This window comes from Arthrobacter sp. Y3221157 (genome assembly GCF_059089865.1).
This window is the reverse complement of record NZ_JBNHFD010000065.1, coordinates 1-21,484: the sequence shown is the minus strand read 5'-3', so window position 1 is coordinate 21,484 and position 21,484 is coordinate 1. Positions and strand designations below refer to the sequence as shown.

General features: G+C 66.0%; 22 protein-coding genes and 2 tRNA genes. 7 read left to right on the top strand and 17 right to left on the bottom strand.

The genetic code is table 11. The features are described 5' to 3' along the window. On the top strand, positions 1–300 hold a 300-nt coding region (locus tag AC5RTT_RS14910; RefSeq protein ID WP_494145858.1), incomplete at its 5' end, for an ROK family protein. Here AC5RTT_RS14910 and AC5RTT_RS14905 read toward each other — a convergent pair. The 4 genes from AC5RTT_RS14905 to AC5RTT_RS14890 form a co-directional block, all read right to left on the bottom strand. Next, entirely contained in the window at positions 297–950 is a 654-nt protein-coding gene (locus AC5RTT_RS14905; RefSeq protein ID WP_494145857.1) for an SDR family oxidoreductase, read from the bottom strand. The genes AC5RTT_RS14910 and AC5RTT_RS14905 overlap by 4 nt on opposite strands. Positions 951–966: 16 nt before the next feature. Further along, a complete protein-coding gene (locus AC5RTT_RS14900; protein WP_494145856.1) occupies positions 967–1,524 on the bottom strand; it encodes a dihydrofolate reductase family protein in 558 nt (185 codons plus the stop codon). 59 nt (positions 1,525–1,583) lie between these two features. Then, entirely contained in the window at positions 1,584–2,375 is a 792-nt protein-coding gene (gene yidC / locus AC5RTT_RS14895) for a membrane protein insertase YidC (RefSeq protein ID WP_494145855.1), read from the bottom strand. 126 nt (positions 2,376–2,501) lie between these two features. Beyond that, positions 2,502–3,701 carry a YjiH family protein gene (locus tag AC5RTT_RS14890; RefSeq protein ID WP_494145854.1) on the bottom strand — a complete coding sequence of 400 codons (1,200 nt, stop codon included), beginning with the start codon at positions 3,699–3,701 and terminating at the stop codon, positions 2,502–2,504. On the opposite strand from AC5RTT_RS14890, the gene AC5RTT_RS14885 reads away from it, so the two are divergent. Together AC5RTT_RS14885 and AC5RTT_RS14880 are read left to right on the top strand one after the other, a co-directional pair. After that, positions 3,688–3,897, top strand: a complete 210-nt coding sequence (locus AC5RTT_RS14885; protein WP_494102911.1) for a hypothetical protein — start codon at positions 3,688–3,690, stop codon at positions 3,895–3,897. The two genes, AC5RTT_RS14890 and AC5RTT_RS14885, sit on opposite strands and share 14 nt — an antisense overlap. A 78-nt stretch (positions 3,898–3,975) precedes the next feature. Beyond that, the gene (locus AC5RTT_RS14880) at positions 3,976–4,773 is read left to right on the top strand and encodes an IclR family transcriptional regulator (protein ID WP_494145853.1); all 798 of its coding nucleotides are present in this window, start codon (positions 3,976–3,978) and stop codon (positions 4,771–4,773) included. Positions 4,774–4,832: 59 nt separating this feature from the next. On the opposite strand, the gene AC5RTT_RS14875 is transcribed toward AC5RTT_RS14880, so the two are convergent. From AC5RTT_RS14875 to AC5RTT_RS14860, 4 genes are all read right to left on the bottom strand, one after another. Continuing rightward, positions 4,833–4,906: transfer RNA gene (locus AC5RTT_RS14875), tRNA-Met, on the bottom strand. Between the two features lie 60 nt (positions 4,907–4,966). Beyond that, positions 4,967–5,038: transfer RNA gene (locus AC5RTT_RS14870), tRNA-Thr, on the bottom strand. A gap of 365 nt (positions 5,039–5,403) precedes the next feature. Next, positions 5,404–7,488: a DEAD/DEAH box helicase gene (locus tag AC5RTT_RS14865; RefSeq protein WP_494145852.1), complete on the bottom strand. Its 2,085-nt coding sequence runs from the start codon at positions 7,486–7,488 to the stop codon at positions 5,404–5,406. Positions 7,489–7,895: 407 nt separating this feature from the next. Beyond that, the gene (locus tag AC5RTT_RS14860) at positions 7,896–8,552 is read right to left on the bottom strand and encodes an MOSC domain-containing protein (RefSeq protein ID WP_494145851.1); all 657 of its coding nucleotides are present in this window, start codon (positions 8,550–8,552) and stop codon (positions 7,896–7,898) included. Between the two features lie 160 nt (positions 8,553–8,712). On the opposite strand from AC5RTT_RS14860, the gene AC5RTT_RS14855 reads away from it, so the two are divergent. The 3 genes from AC5RTT_RS14855 to AC5RTT_RS14845 are packed head-to-tail and all read left to right on the top strand — an operon-like array spanning position 8,713 to position 12,069. After that, entirely contained in the window at positions 8,713–9,321 is a 609-nt protein-coding gene (locus AC5RTT_RS14855; RefSeq protein WP_494145850.1) for a Tat pathway signal protein, read from the top strand. Positions 9,322–9,323: 2 nt separating this feature from the next. Next, a complete protein-coding gene (locus tag AC5RTT_RS14850) occupies positions 9,324–10,535 on the top strand; it encodes a glutathionylspermidine synthase family protein (RefSeq protein ID WP_494010348.1) in 1,212 nt (403 codons plus the stop codon). Between the two features lie 13 nt (positions 10,536–10,548). Next, the gene (locus AC5RTT_RS14845) at positions 10,549–12,069 is read left to right on the top strand and encodes an APC family permease (protein ID WP_494145849.1); all 1,521 of its coding nucleotides are present in this window, start codon (positions 10,549–10,551) and stop codon (positions 12,067–12,069) included. A gap of 38 nt (positions 12,070–12,107) precedes the next feature. Here AC5RTT_RS14845 and AC5RTT_RS14840 read toward each other — a convergent pair whose 3' ends face one another. The 9 genes from AC5RTT_RS14840 to AC5RTT_RS14800 form a co-directional block, all read right to left on the bottom strand. Continuing rightward, positions 12,108–13,886, bottom strand: coding sequence for an N-acetylglutaminylglutamine amidotransferase (locus AC5RTT_RS14840; RefSeq protein ID WP_494145848.1), 1,779 nt, complete (start codon positions 13,884–13,886; stop codon positions 12,108–12,110). 68 nt (positions 13,887–13,954) lie between these two features. Continuing rightward, a complete protein-coding gene (locus tag AC5RTT_RS14835; RefSeq protein WP_494145847.1) occupies positions 13,955–14,218 on the bottom strand; it encodes a glutamate-cysteine ligase family protein in 264 nt (87 codons plus the stop codon). A 188-nt stretch (positions 14,219–14,406) separates the two neighbouring features. Continuing rightward, on the bottom strand, positions 14,407–15,222 hold the full coding sequence (locus AC5RTT_RS14830) for a gamma-glutamyl-gamma-aminobutyrate hydrolase family protein (RefSeq protein ID WP_494145846.1): 816 nt from the start codon (positions 15,220–15,222) through the stop codon (positions 14,407–14,409). A gap of 118 nt (positions 15,223–15,340) precedes the next feature. Continuing rightward, positions 15,341–16,132, bottom strand: a complete 792-nt coding sequence (locus AC5RTT_RS14825) for a carbon-nitrogen hydrolase family protein (RefSeq protein ID WP_494145845.1) — start codon at positions 16,130–16,132, stop codon at positions 15,341–15,343. A gap of 107 nt (positions 16,133–16,239) precedes the next feature. Next, a complete protein-coding gene (locus tag AC5RTT_RS14820; protein ID WP_494145844.1) occupies positions 16,240–17,010 on the bottom strand; it encodes an SDR family oxidoreductase in 771 nt (256 codons plus the stop codon). A 35-nt stretch (positions 17,011–17,045) separates the two neighbouring features. Beyond that, complete coding sequence (locus tag AC5RTT_RS14815) at positions 17,046–18,209, bottom strand: cystathionine gamma-synthase (protein WP_494145843.1); 1,164 nt, start codon at positions 18,207–18,209, stop codon at positions 17,046–17,048. Positions 18,210–18,218: 9 nt separating this feature from the next. After that, positions 18,219–19,604 carry a cystathionine beta-synthase gene (locus tag AC5RTT_RS14810; RefSeq protein WP_494145842.1) on the bottom strand — a complete coding sequence of 462 codons (1,386 nt, stop codon included), beginning with the start codon at positions 19,602–19,604 and terminating at the stop codon, positions 18,219–18,221. 34 nt (positions 19,605–19,638) lie between these two features. Further along, complete coding sequence (locus tag AC5RTT_RS14805; RefSeq protein WP_494145841.1) at positions 19,639–20,016, bottom strand: DUF1304 family protein; 378 nt, start codon at positions 20,014–20,016, stop codon at positions 19,639–19,641. Between the two features lie 29 nt (positions 20,017–20,045). Then, positions 20,046–20,483, bottom strand: a complete 438-nt coding sequence (locus AC5RTT_RS14800) for a VOC family protein (RefSeq protein ID WP_494145840.1) — start codon at positions 20,481–20,483, stop codon at positions 20,046–20,048. 170 nt (positions 20,484–20,653) lie between these two features. Between AC5RTT_RS14800 and AC5RTT_RS14795 the strand changes: the two genes are divergently transcribed. Further along, positions 20,654–21,484, top strand: an 831-nt coding sequence (locus tag AC5RTT_RS14795; protein ID WP_494145839.1) for a DNA-3-methyladenine glycosylase family protein, incomplete at its 3' end; no start/stop codon positions are given.

Sequence of the window (21,484 nt, the reverse complement as noted above, 5' to 3'; positions counted from 1 at the left end):
GCCGGCGACGCCGTCGCCCGGCAGATCCTCGACCGCCTCGCCGGCCGGATGGCACGGGTGGTGGGCGCTGTCGCCACGCTGCTGAACCCGGAGCTCGTGGTAATCGGCGGGGCCGTGGCCAATTCGGCGGACATGCTGCTTGAGGCCATTACCGAACGCCTGGCGCAGTTCACCGCCACTCCCCCGCGGGTAGCCGTCTCACCCCTGGGCGACTCCATGGTCACGGTCGGCGCCGTGCGCCGGGCCCTCGACTACGTGGAGCAAAACTCCCTGGACCTGGAGCTCACGGCCGCCGGCTAGGAAGAACCCAGGGCGGCGGCAACCGGAAGCGAGCCGTCGCGGAACTCGATGGTCCGGCCGGCCGTTTCCGGCATCTCAATCACGGCTGCGGCCACGCTGGCAGTGTTGTCACGGGACGTTGCCGCGCTGCCGTCCCGGGGCGGGTCCACGTCGATGCGGCCGGTGCCCGGATTGTCCGTCAGCGACCCCGGTCCCAGGATGGTCCATGCCAACCCTGTGCCACGCAGGTAGTCGTCAGCTGCCGCCTTTGCCTCCGCGTAGGGGAAGAAGCTGTTGCTTTCGGGCACTCCGTGGTCCTTGCCGGCCCCCAGGTAGGAGACCATGACGTACCGGTCCACCCCGGCGTGGGCTGCGGCCTCCATGGAGCGGATGGCGGCGTCCCGGTCCACGGCATACGTGCGCGCCGGGTTGCCGCCGCCTGCACCGGCAGACCAGACCACCACGTCATGGCCCTGCAGCGCCTCCGCGAGTTCCGCCGTCGTCGCATGTTCCACGTCCAGGACCGACGGCGTTGCTCCCGTCTGCGCCACATCTGCGGCGTGGTCCGGGTTGCGGATGAACGAGGTGACGCTGTGCCCCTCGTCCGTGAGGAGGGCTGACAGGCGGAGGGCCACTTTGCCGTGGCCGCCGATGATTGCGATTCGGGTCATGGACCCATTCTGCCCCTCAGGCTATGCAGCGGTAGCGCAAATAGACCACGCCGTTGCCGAACCGCCGCTCATCCAGGAGTTCGAGCCTTGTCTCCAGTCCGTCCGGGAAGAAGCCCAGGCCGCCACCCACTGCAATGGGGTTGAGGAAGAGCTGGCATTCGTCCACCAGACCGGCTTCGAGCGCCCGGGCAGCCAGCGTGGGGCCGCCGATGCCGATGTTCCGGTCAGTGTTTGTTTTCAGGGCCCGGACGGCATCGAGGCTGAATGCCCGTTCCACCCGGGTCCGCGCCGCGGACACCCCAGCCAGGGAGGTGGAGTAGACAACCTTGTCTGCCCCCTGCCAGATGCGGGCGTAGTCCTGGATCACCGGCGGGTCGCCGGCGGTGCCCATTGTTTCCCAGGCGGACATAACCTCGTAGATTCTGCGGCCGAGCAAGTACGTCCCGACGCCGCGCTCGAGGTCGTTCACGAAGGCGTGGACCTCCTCGTCGGGTGCGCTCCAGTCGAACCTGCCGTTCCGGTCCGCGACGTAGCCGTCCAAGGAGGTGATGCCGGAATAGATCAGCTGGGCCATGGAGTCATTCTGCCCGTGAATCCCGTCCCAAGACAGGAGTCTGCGGTCCGGGCGCCTCCTCACGCTTTGCGCGTCACCAGGTACTGCTGTACCAGGGTCCAGAGGTTGGAGACAGTCCAGTAGATGAGGACACCAATGGGGAAGATGATCCCGCCGGCTCCGAAGATGACCGGCAGGATGTAGAGGAGGATTTTTTGCTGGCGGAGCAAGGGATTCTCCGGGTCCTGGCCGGCCAGGCTGCGTGCCATGACGAGTTTCTGGGTGACGAACTGGCAGGCCGTCATGGCCAGGATCATGGCGACGGCGAGGATGGCCACTGCGGCCTGGTTACCGCCTCCGCCGTGCAGCAGGGACGCGGACAACGGTGCGCCGAAAATGCTGGAGGCGTCAAACTGGGCGGCCTGGGCGGAGTTCAGGGTTCCGATGCCCTCATCCCTGGCCGCCGCGCCGGAAATGCCGGAGAGGACCTGGAACAGGGCCAGGAAGAACGGCGCCTGGATCAGCAGGGGAAGGCAGGCAGAAAACGGATTGGTGCCGTGCTTCTTGTAGAGGGCCATCTGTTCCTGGGCCATGGCCTGCCGGGACAGCTGGTCAGTTTTGCCCCGGTACTTTTCCTGGAGCTCCTTCAGGTCCGGCTGCAGGAGCCGCATGCGGCGCTGGGCCCGGACCTGCGCAAGGAACACGGGGATCAGGGCCGCGCGGATGACCAGTACCAGCCCGATGATGGACAGTGTCCACGTCCAGCCGCTCCCCGCCGGCATTCCGATGGCGGTCAGGCCGCCGTGGAACGCCAGCATGATGACGGAAACGAGCCACCGGAAGGGTTCCATCACCTCATTGAAAAAGTCCACCACAGTCCCCCGTCCGCCGCCTGCTGCAAAACTACGGCGAAACGGGGAAGTTGTCACGGATGGGAAGCGGGGCCGGCGAGGGTCACCGGCCCCGACCGAAGCTGCGGATGTAGCCGGGACCGTGCTCTAGGACGGAAACAGCAGGAACGCTATGGGGGTCACAAGGATCAGCGTCAACGCGACCCGCTGGAACCAGATAACCACCAGCTTCCAGACCGGGATGGGAATTTCCGTAGCCATGATGCAGGGAACCAGGGCGGAGAAGAAGATGATTCCGGACACGGACACAACGCCTACCACGAACTTGACCACTGGGACCGCCTCCGCCGCAAGGAGCGCGGGAAGGAACATTTCTGCAACACCAACGGCGCTGGCCTTTGCTACGAGCATGGGTTCGGGCAGCTGGAGCGCCCAGGTAAAGGGATAGAAGAGGAAGCCCAGCCAGTCGAAGACCGGGGTGTAAGTCGCAAGGACCAGCCCCAGCAAGCCAATGGAAAGGATGGAGGGGAGGATAGCCATCGCCATCAGCAGGCCGTCCCTGACGTTGGTCCATACGTTGACCGCGAGCGAGGGTGCTGCCTCCACAGTTTGGCGGGCTTCACGCCAGGCGACCGAGAGGCGGCGTCCGGAAACGTCCTCTTCAGGCTGCGGTACGGCTTCGGGGTGGTATTCGTCCGGGATGCTGTTCAATGGCCAGATCCGGACCGTGATGGCCGTGACCACGAATGTGACCAGGAAGGTGATCCAGAAGTAGGCGGTCCACTGGCCCATCAGGTCCAGGGTCTTGGCCACAATGACCATAAAGGTGGCGGAAACAGTGGAGAATCCTGTGGCAATGATGGCAGATTCACGGGCCGTGTACTTGCCCTCTTTGTAGACCCGGTTGGTGATCAGGAGGCCAAGCGAATAGCTGCCCACGAAGGATGCAACCGCATCAATCGCGGACCGCCCCGGCGTCCGCCAGATCGGACGCATCACGCGCTGGACAAGGACACCAATGAACTCCAGCAGGCCATAGCTGACCAGCAGTGCAAGGAACACGGCACCGATGGGGACAAGGAGCCCCACGGGGATTACCAGCTTTTCAAAAAGGAACGGCCCCATGCCGGGTTCAAACAGCCATGCCGGCCCCACCCTGAAAACCATCATGAAACCCACCACCATCCCCACCACTTTCAGTAGCGAGAAAACCACCTCCACCGCGGACCTCTTCCACGTTCCGGCAACGAACGGGTAACCGGCGCCCGCAACGATGACGGCCAGGGCATAGAAGGGCAAAACCGGGCCGATGCTCGCCTGGAGAAAGGAGACGATGTGGTCCAGCATGATCGTGTTTTTTCCGGCGATCGTCACCGGCACAAAAAACATGAATGCACCTATGCCGCTGTACACGAATAGCTTCCAGATGTGGCGTGATGCAGTGCGTGGGGCCTCAGAAGTGATGGCCATGGGTCTGTCTCCTGACATTCTTGCCGGCCCGTACCGGCGCGGCATTTTCTTGAATAGAACCATCGCACCGTGAATCCAGGACAAGGACAATGGAATCCACGGCATAGCAGTCCCATATATGAGATTCAGGTCACGGGTGGTGTTTTTTAAAATGGATGAACCAGGGAGTTCTCTGCGATCGCTCCGGATCCTGAGCTACCTCGCAACGCAGGCAAATCCCGTTCCTGCCGCCAGGATCGCCGAGGCTGTTGGCTCACCAAGGTCCTCCACCTTCCGGCTTCTCCGCGGAATGCAGACGTTGGGCTACGTAGCCCACATCCCTGAGGAGCAGTCCTACGCCTTGGGGGTCGCGGCCCTGGAAATCGGCCAGGCCTTTGCAATCCAGGCCCCGTTGGCGAGGTACGGCCGTCCAGTCCTGGCCCGTTTAGTTGCCAGTGTTGGTGAAACGGCACACCTGGCGGTCCTTCATGGCCACGAAACGCTCTATATCCACGAACAGACCGCTCCCCTGCGGGCGCCGCTAGTCACGGCGAAGGACGTCCGCCTGCCGGCGCACCTGACGGCGTCGGGAAGGGCGATTCTCGCCAGCCTGGGCCATGACCAGCTGAGGGCGCTGTTCCCGTCCAATTTTGCCTTTATCCAACGGACCGGCCGGGGCCCGCGGACCTACGCCGAGCTGGCCCAGCAGCTGGCTGCTGTCCGCAGGCAGGGGTTCGCGCGCGAGTTTGGCGAGGTGACTGAAGGGCTGACGTCCGTAGCCAAAGCTGTCCGCGACAGGAGCGGGCGGGTAGTGGCTTCAATTGCCGTGACCCACACTTACGACACACAAGCAGCCCCAGCTCCGCCCTCCATTGAAGGCACGCCCGAGGACCTAATCCTGCCTGCCCTGGAACGCGCGGCCGTGGAGCTCAGCCGCAGGCTGGGGTGGGATCCGGATCGCAGGAGGTGACTTTCTCCGCTGGCAACAAAAAGCCCCCGGAATCTCGGGGATTCCGGGGGCTTGTCCTGTAGCGGTGGGGAGGCTCGATCTCCCGACCTCACGATTATGAGTCGTGCGCTCTAACCAACTGAGCTACACCGCCACGAATGAGAAAAACCTGTGTCAAGCCGGTCAAACCGCCTTGACACAGGCCCTCATTCAGAGCCCCCCACCGGAATCGATCCGGTGACCTCGTTCTTACCAAGAACGCGCTCTACCACTGAGCTAGGGGGGCAACGAGTAAATACTCTACCGGAAGATTCAGCTCCCAACAAATCGGCACAAGGCGGCCCCGGCAAGCGGTGAAACACCTGCTTTTCGCCGCCTCCTTAGCCCCGGTTTCCGCGCCAATACTGGGGTCACGGGCACCATCCAGAGGCGAAACAGGCAGGGTCACACTGGCCGCGGCGCCACAGCTGAACGGAAAATGTGGCAAGCCCCACACCGCTGGAGTTATTGGGCAGATATGGCGACTTGGACGGCCCTGAAGCCGCCATATCTGGACAAAAGCTCCAGGAGGTTAAATGCCGATGGGCCGGCTCGAAAGCCGGCCCATCGCCGTCGTCAATTACCCGGGGTGGCAATCACTCAACGGAAGGCTTACCACTTGCCCTTGCGGTTGTAGTCGCGGTGTCCGCCGTCGTTGCCGTGGCGGGGCTTGCGGGAGCCGTCACCGTGGCCGCCGAAGCGGGAGTCGCCGGCCTGTCCGCGGTCACTGAAGCTGCGCTCCGAGCGCTCGCTGTAGGAGCGTCCGCCACGGTCAGCAGAGGACCGCTCGCCGTCGTTCTTCCGGAACTCCTTCTTGAACCCCCCACTGCCCTTAAAGTTCCCGCCGCGCTCGCCGCCACGGTTGCCCTGGTAGGCGCCGCGTTCCCCGGAGGGCTTGCGGCCGTTGTCCAGCTCGAGGTGGATCAGCTCGCCGCCGATCCGGGTGCGCGACAGGGCGCGCAACTGCTCGGCGCTCAGGTCCGCCGGGAGCTCCACCAGGGAGTGGTCCGACCGGATGTCGATGCCGCCGATCTGTGAGGACGAGATGCCGCCCTCGTTGGCGATGGCGCCCACGATGGAGCCGGGCATGACGCGCTGGCGGCGCCCCACGGCGATCCGGTAGGTGGCGTTGCCCTCGGTCAGGGCGCGGGTGGGTCCACGGGAGCCGAAGCCGTCCTTGGAGCGCTCACGCTTCTGGAACTCGGGAGCTGCCGGCAGTTCCTTCACCAGCAGCGGCTGGCCACCCTGCGCCATCACGGCAAGGGCGGCAGCGATCTCCGAGGCCGGAACGTTGTGCTCTTCCTCGTAGGACGCAATGAGGTCGCGGAATGGAGCGACATCCTCGGAGGCCAGGGTCTCCGTGATCCGCTCGGCGAACTTGCCCAGGCGCAGCGTGTTCACGGTCTCGGCCGTGGGCAGGTGCATCTGTTCCACCGGCTGGCGGGTGGCCTTCTCGATGGAACGCAGCAGGTACTTCTCCCGCGGCGTCATGAACAGGATGGCGTCACCGGAACGTCCTGCACGGCCGGTGCGGCCGATGCGGTGGACGTAGGACTCGGTGTCGTGCGGGATGTCGTAGTTGATGACGTGGCTGATGCGCTCCACGTCCAGGCCGCGGGCCGCGACGTCGGTGGCCACCAGGATGTCGATGCGGCCTTCCTTCAGTGCGTCCACAGTGCGTTCGCGCTGCTGCTGAGGGATGTCACCGTTGATGGCGGCAGCCTGGAAGCCGCGGGACTTCAGCTTGTCGGCGAGGTCCTCGGTGGCCATCTTGGTGCGCACGAAGGCGATGACGCCGTCGAACTCTTCAACCTCGAGGATGCGGGTCATCGCATCGAGCTTGTGCGGGCCCATGACCTGCAGGTACCGCTGGCGGGTGTTGGCGCCGGTGGTGGTCTTGGACTTGACCGAAATCTCGGCGGGGTCGTTCAGGTACTGCTTGGACATCCGGCGGATCTGGCTCGGCATGGTTGCCGAGAACAGCGCCACCTGTCGCTCCGACGGGGTCTGCTGGAAGATCTGCTCCACGTCCTCGGCGAAGCCCATCCGCAGCATCTCGTCAGCCTCGTCCAGCACCAGGTACTGGAGTTCGGACAGGTCCAGGGAACCCTTCGAGATGTGGTCGATCACGCGGCCGGGGGTACCAACGACAACCTGGGCACCACGGCGCAGGCCGGCGAGCTGGGGTCCGTAGGCGGAGCCGCCGTAGACGGGGAGGACGGTGAAGTCGTCGATGTGCTTGGCGTAGGAGGTGAAGGCCTCGGCAACCTGGAGCGCCAGCTCACGGGTCGGGGCGAGCACCAGGGCCTGGGTCTTGCGGGACGGGCCGTTCAGGTCATGCAGTTCGGCCAGGCGGGACAGGGCCGGCACTGCGAATGCTGCAGTCTTGCCGGTGCCGGTCTGTGCAAGGCCTACCACGTCGCGGCCCTCGAGCAGCAGCGGGATGGTGGCTGCCTGGATGGGTGACGGCTTCTCGTAGCCGACATCCTGCAGGGCGGCGAGGACGCGGCCGTCGATGCCGAGGTCGGCGAACTTGACGCCGTCTTCTTCGGTTTCCTGGGCCTTGCCCGCGGGAGCAGCTTCGGCTGCGGAGTCAGTGGCAGCGGGCTCTGCTGCGGGGGCAGCGGCCTCAGCGAATTCGACGGCGACGGTTTCGGAAGTCGCGGCGTCGATGGTTTCGTTCTGGTTTTCGGGCATAGGGGAATATTCCTCATCCATAGGGGGCCAGGCGGCACTACCCAGGGTGAGCGGAGCCGCAGTACATGTGCCGTGGATGCCGGGCAAACATTGACCGGCCGGTCACAGAAGTCCGGCGCTTTCGCAATCCCGTGGCAGGACTTCGCGCTGCATCTCTTGGCTGCTATCCCAGCAGTCTGTACAGCGTTTTCTTCAGCCGGCTCTCCCTATGAAACTGCCCGCATCACAGTTGCGGGCCCCAACACTTGCCAGTCCTGCCTCAAAAATTGGGCAGGAATAAGGGATTTCCGGAGTGGGGGATGTTTCAAGTGTAAGGCACCGGGGCCGCGTCCCCTAAATCAGGGGCCCGACGGCGGCGGTGAGCTTGGGCACATCCGGCACCTCCGCCGTCGGAATTCCCTTGCTTATCAGCCGCGCAGCTGCCGCTGCAGGGCCTCGAACTTGTTGTTGAATTCGGGCTGCTGCAGCCGGATTTCGCCGTCGGCGTCCGCGTCCTTGAGCGCCTCCATCAGCTCAACACTGGGCTCGCTGAACCACTGCCCCACGGTGATGCCGTGGGTGGGAACATAGGTCCGGTGGATGTGGTCTCCGGCCTGGATGCTGCCGGTCCTGATGACCCTCAGGTATGCCCCCACGCGCCCCTCTTCCGTGAAGCGCTTGACCCACTGGCGCTCCCCCAGCCGCCGCTGGAAGGTGGCACAGGGTGTCCGCGGCGAGGTGACCTCAAGTTCGACGTCGAGCCCGATCTTCCAGCGCTCCCCGATGATGGCGGACGTGGCGTCTATCCCGGCCACCCGGAGGTTTTCGCCGAACGAGCCCGGCGGCAGGTCCTGCTGCAGCTGTGCGGCCCAGTAGTCGGCGTCGGCCTGCGAGTACGCGTAAATGGCCTGGTCCGGGCCGCCGTGGTGGACCCGGTTCGCCTGGATGTCGCCCTGCAGGCCCAGCCGGTGCACCTTGACCGGCCCCTCCACCGGGCGCTTGTCGATGGCGGTCACTCCCACGCTCGAGGCATCCGGAAGCAACTGGTGAACACGGCAGACGGCCAGCAGGGACGCGGTTTCCATGGCTCCAGTGTAGGGTCACGCTCCGCGCGCGGAAGGGATGGGCAGCTCTCCCCTGCGGCGTGCTCGCCGCCGGGGCCGGGCAGGGACTACGCTGATTCGAGGATTGCATTTGGGGGTGCAGCGCTGTGCCCAATTCACGTGGATAACTGAGGGGGACGCCGTGGACCCAGACAAGCAGGACCCGAACAAGCCGGATCCGGAGCGCCAGCCCACCGGTGGCGCCCAGCCGGCCGGGGACAGTCCGAAGCCACCCCCGTGGCAGGTACCCAAGCCTGAACTCCGCCCCGAACTGCTCAATGAACCCGTCACCCCGGTGGATCCGTTCGCCCGTGACCGGGAGAGGCAGTTGAACGAGGCGGCCGCCCATAAGAAGCGCTCCCAGCGGCGCACCGTCGTCGTTGGCCTGGGCGTGACAGCACTGCTCGCAGGCACCATCACCGCCGTGGTGGCCAGCAACCAGGATGAGCCCGAATACGCGCAGGTGTGCTTCAACGACGAAACCGGCGAGCGTGTGGAAGACAACAACTGCAACAGCTCGGCAGGCAGGGCCGGCGGGGTCTACGCCTGGTACTTCTTCTCCCGCGGCGCCTATGTCCCGCCGGTAGGGCAGAACCGCTCCACGGCCCCCAACTACACCCGGACCGTGCCCAGCGGCGCGAAGGCCTCCACCGGATACAGCACCCAGGGCGGAACCGTCAGCCGCGGCGGCTTCGGTACCAGCGCCAAGAGCGGGACCAGCGGCGGCGGCGGCAAGGTTTCGGGGGGCTGAACGTGAAGCGGCTGCTGAGCGAACCCCGCCCCGACTGGAAGCAGAAGATCGAGGAACAGGGCCTGGTCTTTTCCACCACCACCATGGATGACGGCCGGAAGATCGAGTACTGGAACGAATCCGCCTACTACGAGTTCAGCATGGACGAGGTGGAAACCCTCGAGGAGACCGCCGAGGAAATGCACCGGATGTGCCTGGAGGCTGCCAAGTTCCTTGCCACCGGGGCCATGGGCACCATCGGGATCGGACCGCAGGCGCTGGAACTGGCCGCCGAATCCCTGCAGGCCGGCGACGTGGACGTCTACGGCCGCTTCGACTTCATCTATGACGGGCAAGGCGGCCCGGCCAAGATGCTCGAATACAACGCCGATACCCCCACCGGCCTGATCGAGGCTGCCGTGGCGCAGTGGTTCTGGCTGCAGGACGTCTTCCCGGGGAAGGACCAGTGGAACGGCATCCACGAGGCACTGATCCGGCAGTGGAAGAAGTTCCAGTACCGCACCGGCATGAGCACCCTGCACGTGGCCCACTCCGAGGTGGAGGAGTCCGGCGAGGACTGGATGACCGCCGCCTACATGCGCGACGTAGCCGGCCAGGCCGGGTGGACCACCATCGGGATCAACATGTCCGATATCGGCTGGGACCCCAACCTCAACCGCTTCGTGGACCTGGACAACTTCATGATCAGCACCATCTTCAAGCTCTACCCCTGGGAGCTGATGATGAAGGAACCGTTCGGTCCCCGCCTCCTGGAACGCGCGCACAACCCGCGCTGGGTTGAGCCGGCCTGGAAAATGCTGCTCTCCAACAAGGCCCTCCTCGCCGCCCTCTGGCACCTGTACCCGGAGCACCCCAACCTGCTCCCGGCCTACCTTGACGGGCCGGGGCCGCTGAAGGAATGGGTGGCCAAGCCGCTCCATGGCCGTGAAGGCGACAACATCCGCATCCATGCCGACGGCGTCAGCCTGGAACAGCCCGGCGGGTACGGCCGCGAGGGCTGGTGCTACCAGCAGTACCACCAGCTGCCCGACTTCGACGGCAACCACCCGGTCCTTGGCCTGTGGGTGGTGGACGGCGAGTCCGTGGGCTGTGGAATCCGCGAATCGGACGGCCCCGTCACGGACTACTTCTGCCGCTTCGTGCCCAACACCATCGACGCGCCGGCGCCGCTCTCGGCCGCGGCCTCCTCCAGCAAAGCAGGTATCGCATTATGAATCCGGTGACAGCATGAGCACAGACATGACGACGGCGGGAGGCCCGGCAGGCGGGCCCGGCGCCCCGGTCCCGGCCAAGGGCCTCCGCGCCGGGATCCTCGACCTTGGCGACTCCGTGATGCTCGGCCTGGCCTCGACGGCGCCGGTGTACTCGCTGGCGGCAACACTCGGATTGATTGTGGCGGTGAACGGGAACTACACTCCCCTGATCCTGCTGTTGGGTTTCATCCCGGTCCTGTTCATCGCCTACGCCTTCCGCGAGCTGAACAGCGCCATCCCGGACTGCGGCACCACGTTCACCTGGTCCCGCCGCGCCTTCGGCCCTTGGGCGGGCTGGCTGGGAGGCTGGGGCGTGGCACTCGCCGGCATCGTGGTCCTGGCCAACCTGGCCCAGGTGGCCGGCCAGTACCTGTGGCTTCTGGCCGGCGACGGCTCACTGGCGGAGAACAAGGTGCTGGTCACCGCCACCGGGGTGCTGTTCATCGCCGTGATGACCCTGGTCAACTACCGCGGCATCCGGCTGGGCGAACACGTCCAGCGGGTACTGACCTATGTGCAGTACATCGCGCTCGGCATCTTTGCGCTGGCGATCATCGTCCGGATTGTTGGGGGCCCGCCCGAGGGCCAGGCGTTCGATCTTGAGTGGTTCAACCCGGTGGGCGCCTTCGCCGACCCCGGGGCCGTGGTCCACGGCGCGCTTCTGGCCCTGTTCATCTACTGGGGCTGGGACACCTGCCTGGCGGTGAACGAGGAAACCGAAAACCCGAGAACCACGCCGGGCCGCGGCGCTGTGATCTCCGCGTTCGTCCTGGTGGCGATCTATGTGTCTGTCGCCCTGCTGGTGATGATGTACGCCACCGTGGGCAGCGAGGGCATCGGCCTGGGGAACGAGGCAAACCAGGACGACGTGTTCGTGGCCATGAAGGACGTGGTGCTGGGGCCTTGGGGCTGGCTGATCGTCGTCGCGGTCCTGGCGTCGGTGTTGTCCTCCACCCAGACCACCATCCTGCCCACCGCCCGCGGCACACTGTCCATGGGCGTCCACGGAGCCCTGCCGGCAAAGTTCGGCGAGGTGCACCCGCGGAACCAGACCCCGGGGTTCTCCACCCAGGTGATGGGTGCGGCGGCGATCGCCTATTACGTGGCCATGAGCTTCCTCAGTGAGAACCTGCTCTCGGACTCCATCAGCGCTATCAGTCTGTTCATCGCCTTCTACTACGCCCTCACCGGCTTCGCCTGCTTCTGGTACTTCCGGGGCACCCTGCGGACGTCGGCCCGCAACCTGTGGTTCCGCGGCATCCTGCCCCTGGCCGGCGCGCTGCTCCTGACCGCCGCCTTCTTCATCTCCGCGGTGCAGATGTGGGACCCCGCCTATGGCGACACCGAGATCTTCGGCGTCGGCGGCGCGTTCATCAGCGGCGTGGTGCTGCTCGCCCTGGGCGTGGTCCTGGCGGTCGTGTGCCGCTTCCTGCCCTCGACCCGCGGCTACTTCACCGTCCCGGCGCAAAAGGGTGAGGTTACCCGGGCGAATTGAGGCCCGCAACCAACAGGGCCCGGTGCCAGTATCAACGGTCAGCCCACCCGGTGGTGCTGGAGCCACATCTCCAACAGGGCCAGCTGCCACAGGACATTGCTGTTCACGGCGGTCCGCTGCGTGTTGGGGTCCGCGAGCAGGTTATTGATGTAGGCCGGTTGGAGGAGTCCGCGCTGCTTTGCCTCAGGCGCATGCAGGGCATCGCGCACCATGGTGGTGAAAGGCTCCTCGAGGTGCCGGAGGGCGGGGACCGGGAAGTATCCTTTAGGCCGATCCACCACGGCCGCGGGCAGCATCTGCCGGCCCAGGTCCTTGAGGATGCCCTTTCCGCCCTGGGAGGCCTTAAGTTCCGGCGGGCAGGACGCGGCCAGCTCCACCAATTCGTGGTCCAGGAACGGGACGCGCGCTTCGAGGCCCCATGCCATGCTCATGTTGTCCAGGCGCTTGACGGGGTCGTCCACCATCAGCAGGTGGGTATCCAGCCTGAGTACGGCGTCCAGTGCTGTCTGCGCGCCGGGTGCGGCCAGGTTGGCGGACAGGACCTCACTGCTGACATCAGAACCGGAGTACCACTCGGGCTCGAGGATGTTCAGCAGCCCTTCATGGCTGTGGTCCACAAAACCGGCAGTGAAGGCTGCCTGCGCTTCGGCGCGCCCCACCGTGGACAAAGGCCGGTGGTAGGCGTATCCGCCGAAGACTTCGTCAGCCCCCTGCCCGCACTGCACCACTTTCAGGTGCTGCGCCACGCTCCTGCAGAGCAGGTGGAAGGCCGTGACGTCGTGGCTGGCCATCGGCTCCGACATCGCACCCACGGCACCGTCAATCGACGGCGCGAATTCGGAGGTGCTGATGTGGAGGCGTTCGTGCCGGGTTCCGAACTCGCGGGCGATGAGGTCTGAGTAAGCGAACTCATTGCCCGTATCCCCGCCGGCCCCGTCGAACCCGATGCTGAAGGTAGAGAGCCCGTGTTGGCCTTCCTCCGCAAGCAGGGCCACCAGGAGGCTCGAATCCAGGCCCCCGGAGAGCAGGACGCCCACCGGCACGTCGGCAACCATCCGCCGTCGCACAGCCGTCTTCAGCGATTCGCGGACCGCGTCCTGCCAATCCACCGCGGACCACCCCGCACGGTCCGGATTCCGTGTGTAGGAAGGCTTCCAGTACTCGCGGTCGTGCCAGCTGCCGTCGGCACGGACGGTACGGATGGTGGCGGCTGGTAGTTTTTGGACGCCGCGCAGGATAGTCCGCGGTGCGGGCACGATCGAGTGCCAGCTCAGGTAATGGTGCAACGCGGTCTCATCGATGGTGGTGTCAATCCCGCCGGAAGCCACCAGCGCGGGCAGGCTCGATGCAAAGCGCAACCTGCCGGGCACATGGGAAACGTACACCGGCTTGATGCCCAGCCGGTCCCGCACCAGCAGGACCTCCCCGCGAGGCGCGTCATACAAGGCAATGGCGAACATTCCCACCAGGTGGTGGACAAACTCCTCGCCCCATTTCCGGTAGGCCTTCAGGATCACCTCGGTGTCGCTGGTGGTCCGGAAGGTGAACTCTAACTCAAGTTCCCTGCGCAATTCCTTGTAGTTGTAGATGCAGCCGTTGAACGTGATGGCCAGGCCGCCGTCGTCCAGCATGGGCTGCGCCCCTGCCTCGGAAAGGTCGATGATACTCAGGCGCTGGTGCCCGAGGGCCACCCAGCCCGACTCCCAGCTCCCCCGCCCGTCCGGCCCCCTCGACGCCATTGCCCCCATCATTGCCAAAACCGGCTCCGGGGAGGCCGTTCTCCCGTTGAAGGCGATTTCGCCGGCTATACCGCACATGGTGCTGTCCCTCGTTCCTGCAATTTACTGCGATCGGTGTGGTTCCTCGCGGGCCGTCCTCATGGTCTTCAACGTGGGAGCGGCGGAACAGGCTTGCTGCATGGGGTCCACTTGCCGGCAGCTGCGGGCGACACGGCAATGGGCCACCTGTTCCAGGCCTGGGAACGATAGCTGGAATAGCCGGTGTCTACGCCTTTGCAGTAGGGGGAGTTTGCACGCGGCGCCACCAACACCGGGAGCGGGCGCACTAGCGCCAGCCCTATTGAAAAGGCGTCTCCCCCAGAAGGGATAGGTTCTTGGACGGTGTTGGACTTGTCATGGAGGCCAGCCATTATTGCTCCTCGGATCTAACCGTGAAGCAATTTCTTAACCTCAGATGCCTTCATACTAAGCATGCTTATTTCGGGGCCGCAAGGCGCGGCACGGCAACACGCCCCGGAAAGAGGGGCCTTCCGTGGCTACCAGGAACGGGTCCGAGGTCCTTGCGGGAATCTTTGCCGTCTGCTGGCGGAACGGCACGCTAGCCGCGAGGCGGCCCGGCAAGGCTGGCATTGATCTCCGCAGTGACGGACGACGTTGCAGCCGGCAGGAGGCGGGACAGGAACTTCCCGCGGGCTGCTTCCACAAGGCCGCGGAACAGGCCGAAGTCCTCGGGGAGTTCCTCAGGATGCCACTGGATGCCCATAGTGAAGGTGTTGGCCGGGTACTCGATGGCTTCCACCACCTGGTCGTCGCTCCAGGCAGAGGCGATCAGCCCCTCGCCCAGCTTGTCTACGGCCTGGTGATGGGCTACGGGAACCGGTCCGGGGTTGGCGCCAATCAGCTGCTCAAGGCGGGAGCCGGGCTTGACCTCCACCGGAATGCGGTTGAAGTTGTAGCCACCTGGCTGGTATTGCCCGTTGCCCACCACGTCCGGCAGGTGCTGGTGGAGGGTGCCGCCAAGGGTCACGTTCAGCAACTGCTCCCCGCGGCATATACCCAGGAGCGGAAGATCCTGCGTGAGGGCTTCCTGGATCAGCGCCTGCTCCCAGGCATCACGCTCGGTCCGGGGCTCGTCTGTTTTCGGGTGTGCTTCCTGGCCGTACAGGTGCGGATCCACGTCCCAGCCGCCGGGGATGACCAAGCCGTCGAGCCTGTTCACGAGCTGCTCCACCATGCCGGCCATGATCGGCTGGGGCGGCAAAAGGACGGGAACGCCGCCCGCGGCGATGATGGGCTTCAGGTAAGTCGCGGGCAGGAAGGCGGCATTAACCGTGCCACAACCCTCGGTATCCGCCTGCTCCAGGTAGGTGGTGAGTCCGATGATGGGTTTCATCGCGGCGTCGGTCGCGTGCACAGTGGTCCTTCCAGCAGATTGGGCTGCCTACAATTTTATGGCTGCGGAAGGCCCGGAATGTTTCGTCCCTGTCAATTCGAGGTGTCGAGAAGGTCACACTTGATTGGCTCATTCGGTTTCATTTGGGAAGCACCCTGAACCGGCGGTTCTTCAGCGACGGAACCCGGGCGCGCACAGCCGCGATCCGTTCCGGTTGAAGCTCCGCAAAGATGACGCCGGGCCCCTCCCCGGCGTTGGCGATCACCACGCCGAAGGGGTCGACGACGATGGAGAAGGCTGTGGCCAGGGGGCCGCACTGGTTGGCGGTGACCACATAGGAGGTGTTCTCAATGGCGCGGGCGCGGACCAGGGTGCTCCAGTGGTCCTCCTTTCCGGGGCCCACGATCCACATCGCTGGCAGCAGCAGGACGTTGGCTCCTGCGTCCACCAGGTACCGCGCGCTCTCCGGGAACCTGAGGTCGTAGCAGGTCAGCATACCCAGGCGAAGCTGGCCGAAGGAGAGCAGGAAGGGCGCGCCAATGGATCCCGGGCTGGTCCCGTCGCTTTCGCGGTAGCCGAAGGCGTCGTAGAGGTGGATTTTCCGGTAGGAGCCCTGGACCGTGCCGTCGGAACCGATGGCCACGAGCGTATTGAAGGGCAGACTGCCCGGGCTGGCTTCAGCGGTACCCACCACCACGGGAAGGCTGAGCTCTTTGGCGCGTGCGGCGATGGAGCGGATGAACGGGCCTGTGAGGGGCTCGGCCACCTTCGCCAGGACATTGGGCGGCTCGGTGCTCGCATACAGGCTGGATTCGGGCAGCACCAGCAGCTCCGCATTGCCCAATGCTGCGGCTTCCATCAGCCGCTGGACCTGCAGCAGGTTCTCACCTGGTTCCCTGCCGGCGCTGAACTGTCCGGAGGCGATCCTCATTGCAGCCCTCCTGCCACGTGAAACGGCTCCCCAACACAGATTCGCACAGCCGCGGCTGTCCAAACAGATGCCCCGGCCCCCAAGCCCGGAGGGTGGAGAACGGGCAGTCAGGCCGAGAAGCCGCCGTCGGCCTTGATGAGCTGGCCGGACACCCAGCGGCCGGCGGGCGAGAGCAGGAATGCCGCCGTCCCCGCGACGTCCGCCGGGGTCCCGAGCCGGCCGGTGGGCTGGCGCTGGAGAACCTCGTCCCGGATGGCGTCATCCATCCAGCCCGTATCCACCGGCCCGGGGTTGAGGACATTCGCCGAGATGTTCCGGGGGCCCAGCTCGCGGGCCGCGGCAATGACGATCCGGTCCAGCGCCCCCTTCGAGGCGCCGTAGGGCAGGTTGAAGGCTGTGTGGTCACTGGTCAGCGCAACGATCGCGCCGCCGTCGTCCGTTGCCTGCCGGGCGAACGCGGCAATCAGCTGCCAGCTGGCCCGGGTGTTGACGGCGAAATGCCGCTCGAAGGATTCCAGGCTGGTGTCCAGGATTCCGGAGTCAACGGACTCCGCATGGCTGAGCACGAGCCCCTGCAAAGGGCCCGCCAGCTGCGCGGCCTCCGCCACGAGCCGGTCCGGCACGCCCGGATCCTGCAGGTCGGCGGACAGGACGTGGACGCGAGCGCCGATGGCCTCAAGCTCCGCGGTCAGGCGGACGACGTCCTCGGGCTCACTCCCCCACGGCATCCGCTCGTCGTAGCCCTGCCAGTAGGACAGGACGAGGTCCCAGCCGTCGGCGGCGAGCTGCCGGGCGATGCCGGCGCCAATCGAGGCCAGCCGGCCGGCACCCGTGACCAGGGCAGTGCTGCGCGCGGCGCCTTGCTGTGGGGTTTCCATGCAGCCAGCCTATAGGCAGCGCTGCTACGGAATGCCTATGGGATGGAGGTGAACGCCTGCTCCAGATCCGCGATCAGGTCCTCCACGTCCTCGATGCCGCAGGAAAGCCGGAGCAGGTTCACCGGAACGGCCAGTTCGGTGCCCTTGACCGAGGCGTGGGTCATTTCGGAGGGGTAGTTCATCAGGGATTCGATTCCGCCGAGCGACTCCGCCAGCATGAACACCTTGGTGGACTCAGCCACCTTCCGGGCCGCCGCTTCGCCGCCCTTGAACTGGACGGATACCATGCCGCCGAAGCTGCGCATCTGCCGCTTGGCCAGCTCATGGCCCGGGTGCGTGGGCAGGCCCGGGTACAGGACGGCCTCCACCTCGGGGCGTTCCAGCAGCCACTCGGCAACGGCCTGGCCATTGAGACTGTGCCGGTCCATCCGCACGCCCAGGGTCTTCAGGCCGCGCGTGGTGAGGAAGGCGTCCATGGGCCCGGACACCGCTCCGACGGCGAACTGGATGAAGCCGATCTTTTCGGCCAGCTCCGCGTCCTTGACGACGACGGCGCCGCCCACCACGTCCGAGTGCCCGCCGATGTACTTGGTGGTGGAATGGATCACGATGTCGGCGCCCAGGGCGAGCGGGGTCTGAAGGTAGGGGGACGCGAAGGTGTTGTCGACGACGAGGAGGGCGCCGGCGTCGTGCGCTATCCCGGCGAGCGCGGCGATGTCGGTGATCTTCATCAGCGGGTTGGAGGGCGTCTCCACCCACAGCAAACGGGTCTTGTTCGCGGCGACAGCCTGCCGGACGGTGTCCAGGTTGGCCATGTCCACGGGGGTGTTGCCGATCCCCCACTCACCCAGCACCCGGCTGATGAGCCGGTAGGTCCCGCCGTAGGCGTCGTTGCCGAGCACGATGTGGTCACCCGGGCGGGTGAGCGCGCGGATCAGGGCGTCCTCTGCCGCGAGGCCGGAGCCGAAGCTGTAGGCGTGGGTGCCGAGCTCCAGCGCGGCCAGCTGCTCCTGCAGGGAGTCGCGGGTGGGATTGCCGCCGCGGCCGTACTCGTAGCCATCGCGGAGTCCACCGATGCCATCCTGCGCATAGGTGGTGGCGAAGTGCACGGGCGGCACCACGGCGCCGGTGCGTGGCTCGAAATCCTGCCCGGCATGCACGGCGCGGGTGTTGAAACCTTGGTTTGCAGAGGCTGACATGGTGCTCCTTTAGTTGCTGAGGTAGGCCAGAAGGTCGTGGCGGGTCAGGATGCCGATCGGGGCGCCGACGAACGTGACCATGACGGTGTCCACGTCCGACAGCAGCTCGCGGGCGGCGCTGATGGTTTCCAGCGAGCCGATCACGGGCAGTTTGGGGCCCATGTGTTCGGAGATTTTGTCCGTCAGCCTGGCTTCGCCGCGGAAGAGCTTGGCGGTCAGGCTGCGCTCGTCCACGGCGCCCAGGACCTCGCCCATGACCACGGGCGGCTCCTGTGACAGGACCGGGATGTGGCTGACGCCGAACTCGTTCATGATGTTGATGACGTCGCGGACGGACTCGTTCGGGTGGATGTGCACCAGGTCCGGCAGCTCGCCGTTCTTGGACTTGATCACCTCGCCCACCGAGGTCTCCTCGCCGCCGGACAGGAAGCCGTAGGAGCGCATCCACTGGTCGTTGAAGATCTTGGCAAGGTAGCCGCGGCCCGAGTCGGGCAGGATCACGACGACGACCGCACTTTCCGGCAGGTCCCGCGCCGCCTGCAGCGCGGCCACCACGGCCATGCCCGAGGAGCCGCCCACCAGGAGGCCTTCCTCGCGGGCCAGGCGGCGGGTCATGGCGAAGGAATCGGCGTCGCTGACGGCGATCACCTGGTCCGGGACGGACTTGTCGTAGTTCGCCGGCCACATGTCCTCGCCCACGCCTTCGACGAAGTACGGGCGTCCGGTGCCGCCGGAGTAGACCGAACCTTCCGGATCGGCGCCGATAATCCGGACCACGCCGCCGTCGGACTCCGGCCGGTCGGCCGAGACCTCCTTCAGGTAGCGGCCGGTGCCGGTGATGGTGCCGCCGGTCCCGGCGCCGATGACGCAGTGCGTGACCCTGCCGTCGGTGTCCCGCCAGATTTCCGGGCCGGTGGTCCGGTAGTGGCTTTCGGGGGCTGCGGGATTCGAGAACTGGTCCGGCTTGTACGCCCCGGGAGTTTCACGGACGATCCGGTCCGAGACGCCGTAGTAGCTCTGCGGGCTGTCCGGGGGCACGGCGGTGGGCGTCACCACCACCTCGGCGCCGTAGGCCTGGAGCACGGCTCGTTTGTCCTCGCCCACCTTGTCCGGCACCACGAAGACGCACTTGTAGCCCTTCTGCTGGGCCACCAGCGCCAGGCCGACCCCGGTGTTTCCCGAAGTGGGCTCAACGATGGTCCCGCCGGGCTGGATCTTGCCGTCCCGCTCGGCGTCCTCCACCATCTGGGCGGCGATCCGGTCCTTAATGGATCCGCCCGGGTTCAGGTACTCCAGTTTCACCAGGACCGTGGCTTTGATGCCCTCAGTCACGTGGTTGAGTTTGATGAGCGGGGTATTGCCGATGAGGTCCAGGATGGACTGGGCGTACTTCATAGGTACAAAGCTACCGCTTCCTGCCCCGCCGGTTTCAGGCGGCAAACATCAGCAGGAGGATCACCGCCGGGAAGAGCGACTGTCCGATGCCGCTGATCCACAGCCGGGGCTCGCTGACGGCCAGCACGATGCCCAGGACGAAGTGCGCGATGCACATCAAAGTAACCGTGGTGCGGCCCGCGGTGACCTCGCCAAGGTTGGCGAGCACCACGCCGGCAATGCCGAACAGGCCCCAGACGATGTTGTAGAACCCGACGTTGACCGTCCAGAGCCGGACGGCAGCGGTGTCCTCCGGGTTGATCAGGAAGATTGAGTGGAGGCGCTGGTCCTTGTAGCGGAAGGCTTCCAGCAGTCCGACGGTGATCAGGAGCAGCCCGGTAAGGACGGCCAGCACCTGCACAGGGATACTCATGGCTACGCCTTGCCCTGGCTGCCGGACGGCTAGGCGGGGACGCCGTCCGCGGTGGCCCCGGTGTCCGCGGCATGGCCTGCCTCGTCTGCCGGAAGGTTTTCCCAGAGGCCCATCACGTTGCCCTCGGTGTCCTTGAAGTAGGCGAAGGAGCCCATCCCGGGAATGGTTTCCTTGCCCTTGACCACGGCACCGCCCAGCGACTCCACTGTCTGCAGGGTGGCGTTGATGTCCGCCACGTCCACCGTGATCACCGGGGTCTTGAGGTCAGGGTCCCTGGCGAACATGCCGCCATTGATGGCGCCGGGTTCCGTGGGCACACCCGTTGATTCGTCCATCGGCGTGGTGACCACCATGTGGTAGTCCATGCCCGGAACGGGGTCGATCCGCCAGCCAAGGGCCTCGTGGTAGAACTTCCGGGCCCGTTCCTGGTCGTCCGCGGGGATTTCGAAATGCACTACTCCACCCATTGTTTCCTCCTGGTCTTTCGAGCTTCCGGCGCGATGTTTTCCGCACCACACGCTGGAGTCTAGTCCTGGTATCAGTGCTGGTTAAGGGGCCATTTTCCTGCCCCCGGGATGCCACCGCGGGGAGGGCCGAAGGCAGGCGGATGTCGCAGGGGCGTGGGACGATTGGGGACATGACCATTACTGAGGCACCTCCCCGGCTGGCAGCCGCCGCGGACGCCTCACTCCGGTGGTATCCGGGCGGCCCGTACAACCTGGGCAGGACGCTGGGACCGCTCCTGCGCGGCAACAGCGATCCGTCCTTCAGTGTCCAGGGCGGTGTCATCTGGAACGCGTTCACGACGGCGGAGGGCCCCGTGACGCTCCGGTTGACCTCCGTGGAGGGCACGGAGGGCGGGCCCGGCGCGGGGATAGGGGTGGACCCCTTCGTGGATATCCAGGCTTGGGGTCCCGGTGCCGCCGCGGCCGTGAAGACTGCGCCCCGGCTCCTGGGCGCCGGCGACGACTGGCGGGGCTTTGACGAGGCGGACTTTAGCGCAACCCTGCCCCGCATGGTCCGTGAAGCGCGGCGCCGGAGCCTGGGGCTGCGCCTTCCCGCCAGCGGCCGGATGGTGGACCAGCTGGTGCCCATCATCCTGGAGCAGAAGGTGACGGTGATCGAGGCGCGGCGGGCGTACCGGTACCTGGTGCACCGCTATGGAACGCCGGCACCGGCTGCCGGCTCCTCCACACCTGCCGGGCTGGTGGTGGGACCCACCGCATCCCAGTGGCTGCAGGTTCCCAGCTGGGAGTGGCACAGGGCGGGTGTGGGCCCACAGCGTTCGGCGACTGTCATGCGCGCGCTGCGGTCTGCCGTCGCGCTTGAACGGCTGGCACCCCTGCCGGCTGCCGAGGCCGGGACGAAGCTGCAGACCATCCCGGGCATCGGCATCTGGACTGCCGCCGAGGTGGTGCAGCGGACCCACGGATGCCCCGATTCCATCTCGGTGGGCGACTACCACCTG

What these genes read in the sequence shown, in the direction of transcription:
- AC5RTT_RS14845 (WP_494145849.1), top strand. Translation starts at nt 10,549, where the DNA reads ATGAGCACAGACATGACGACGGCGGGAGGCCCGGCAGGCGGGCCCGGC.
- AC5RTT_RS14905 (WP_494145857.1), bottom strand. Translation starts at nt 950, where the DNA reads ATGACCCGAATCGCAATCATCGGCGGCCACGGCAAAGTGGCCCTCCGC.
- AC5RTT_RS14900 (WP_494145856.1), bottom strand. Translation starts at nt 1,524, where the DNA reads ATGGCCCAGCTGATCTATTCCGGCATCACCTCCTTGGACGGCTACGTC.
- AC5RTT_RS14820 (WP_494145844.1), bottom strand. Translation starts at nt 17,010, where the DNA reads ATGGAAACCCCACAGCAAGGCGCCGCGCGCAGCACTGCCCTGGTCACG.
- AC5RTT_RS14810 (WP_494145842.1), bottom strand. Translation starts at nt 19,604, where the DNA reads ATGAAGTACGCCCAGTCCATCCTGGACCTCATCGGCAATACCCCGCTC.
- AC5RTT_RS14865 (WP_494145852.1), bottom strand. Translation starts at nt 7,488, where the DNA reads ATGCCCGAAAACCAGAACGAAACCATCGACGCCGCGACTTCCGAAACC.
- AC5RTT_RS14880 (WP_494145853.1), top strand. Translation starts at nt 3,976, where the DNA reads ATGGATGAACCAGGGAGTTCTCTGCGATCGCTCCGGATCCTGAGCTAC.
- AC5RTT_RS14825 (WP_494145845.1), bottom strand. Translation starts at nt 16,132, where the DNA reads ATGAGGATCGCCTCCGGACAGTTCAGCGCCGGCAGGGAACCAGGTGAG.
- AC5RTT_RS14835 (WP_494145847.1), bottom strand. Translation starts at nt 14,218, where the DNA reads ATGGCTGGCCTCCATGACAAGTCCAACACCGTCCAAGAACCTATCCCT.
- AC5RTT_RS14800 (WP_494145840.1), bottom strand. Translation starts at nt 20,483, where the DNA reads ATGGGTGGAGTAGTGCATTTCGAAATCCCCGCGGACGACCAGGAACGG.
- AC5RTT_RS14815 (WP_494145843.1), bottom strand. Translation starts at nt 18,209, where the DNA reads ATGTCAGCCTCTGCAAACCAAGGTTTCAACACCCGCGCCGTGCATGCC.
- AC5RTT_RS14860 (WP_494145851.1), bottom strand. Translation starts at nt 8,552, where the DNA reads ATGGAAACCGCGTCCCTGCTGGCCGTCTGCCGTGTTCACCAGTTGCTT.
- AC5RTT_RS14840 (WP_494145848.1), bottom strand. Translation starts at nt 13,886, where the DNA reads ATGTGCGGTATAGCCGGCGAAATCGCCTTCAACGGGAGAACGGCCTCC.
- AC5RTT_RS14805 (WP_494145841.1), bottom strand. Translation starts at nt 20,016, where the DNA reads ATGAGTATCCCTGTGCAGGTGCTGGCCGTCCTTACCGGGCTGCTCCTG.
- AC5RTT_RS14890 (WP_494145854.1), bottom strand. Translation starts at nt 3,701, where the DNA reads ATGCTGGACCACATCGTCTCCTTTCTCCAGGCGAGCATCGGCCCGGTT.
- AC5RTT_RS14885 (WP_494102911.1), top strand. Translation starts at nt 3,688, where the DNA reads ATGTGGTCCAGCATGATCGTGTTTTTTCCGGCGATCGTCACCGGCACA.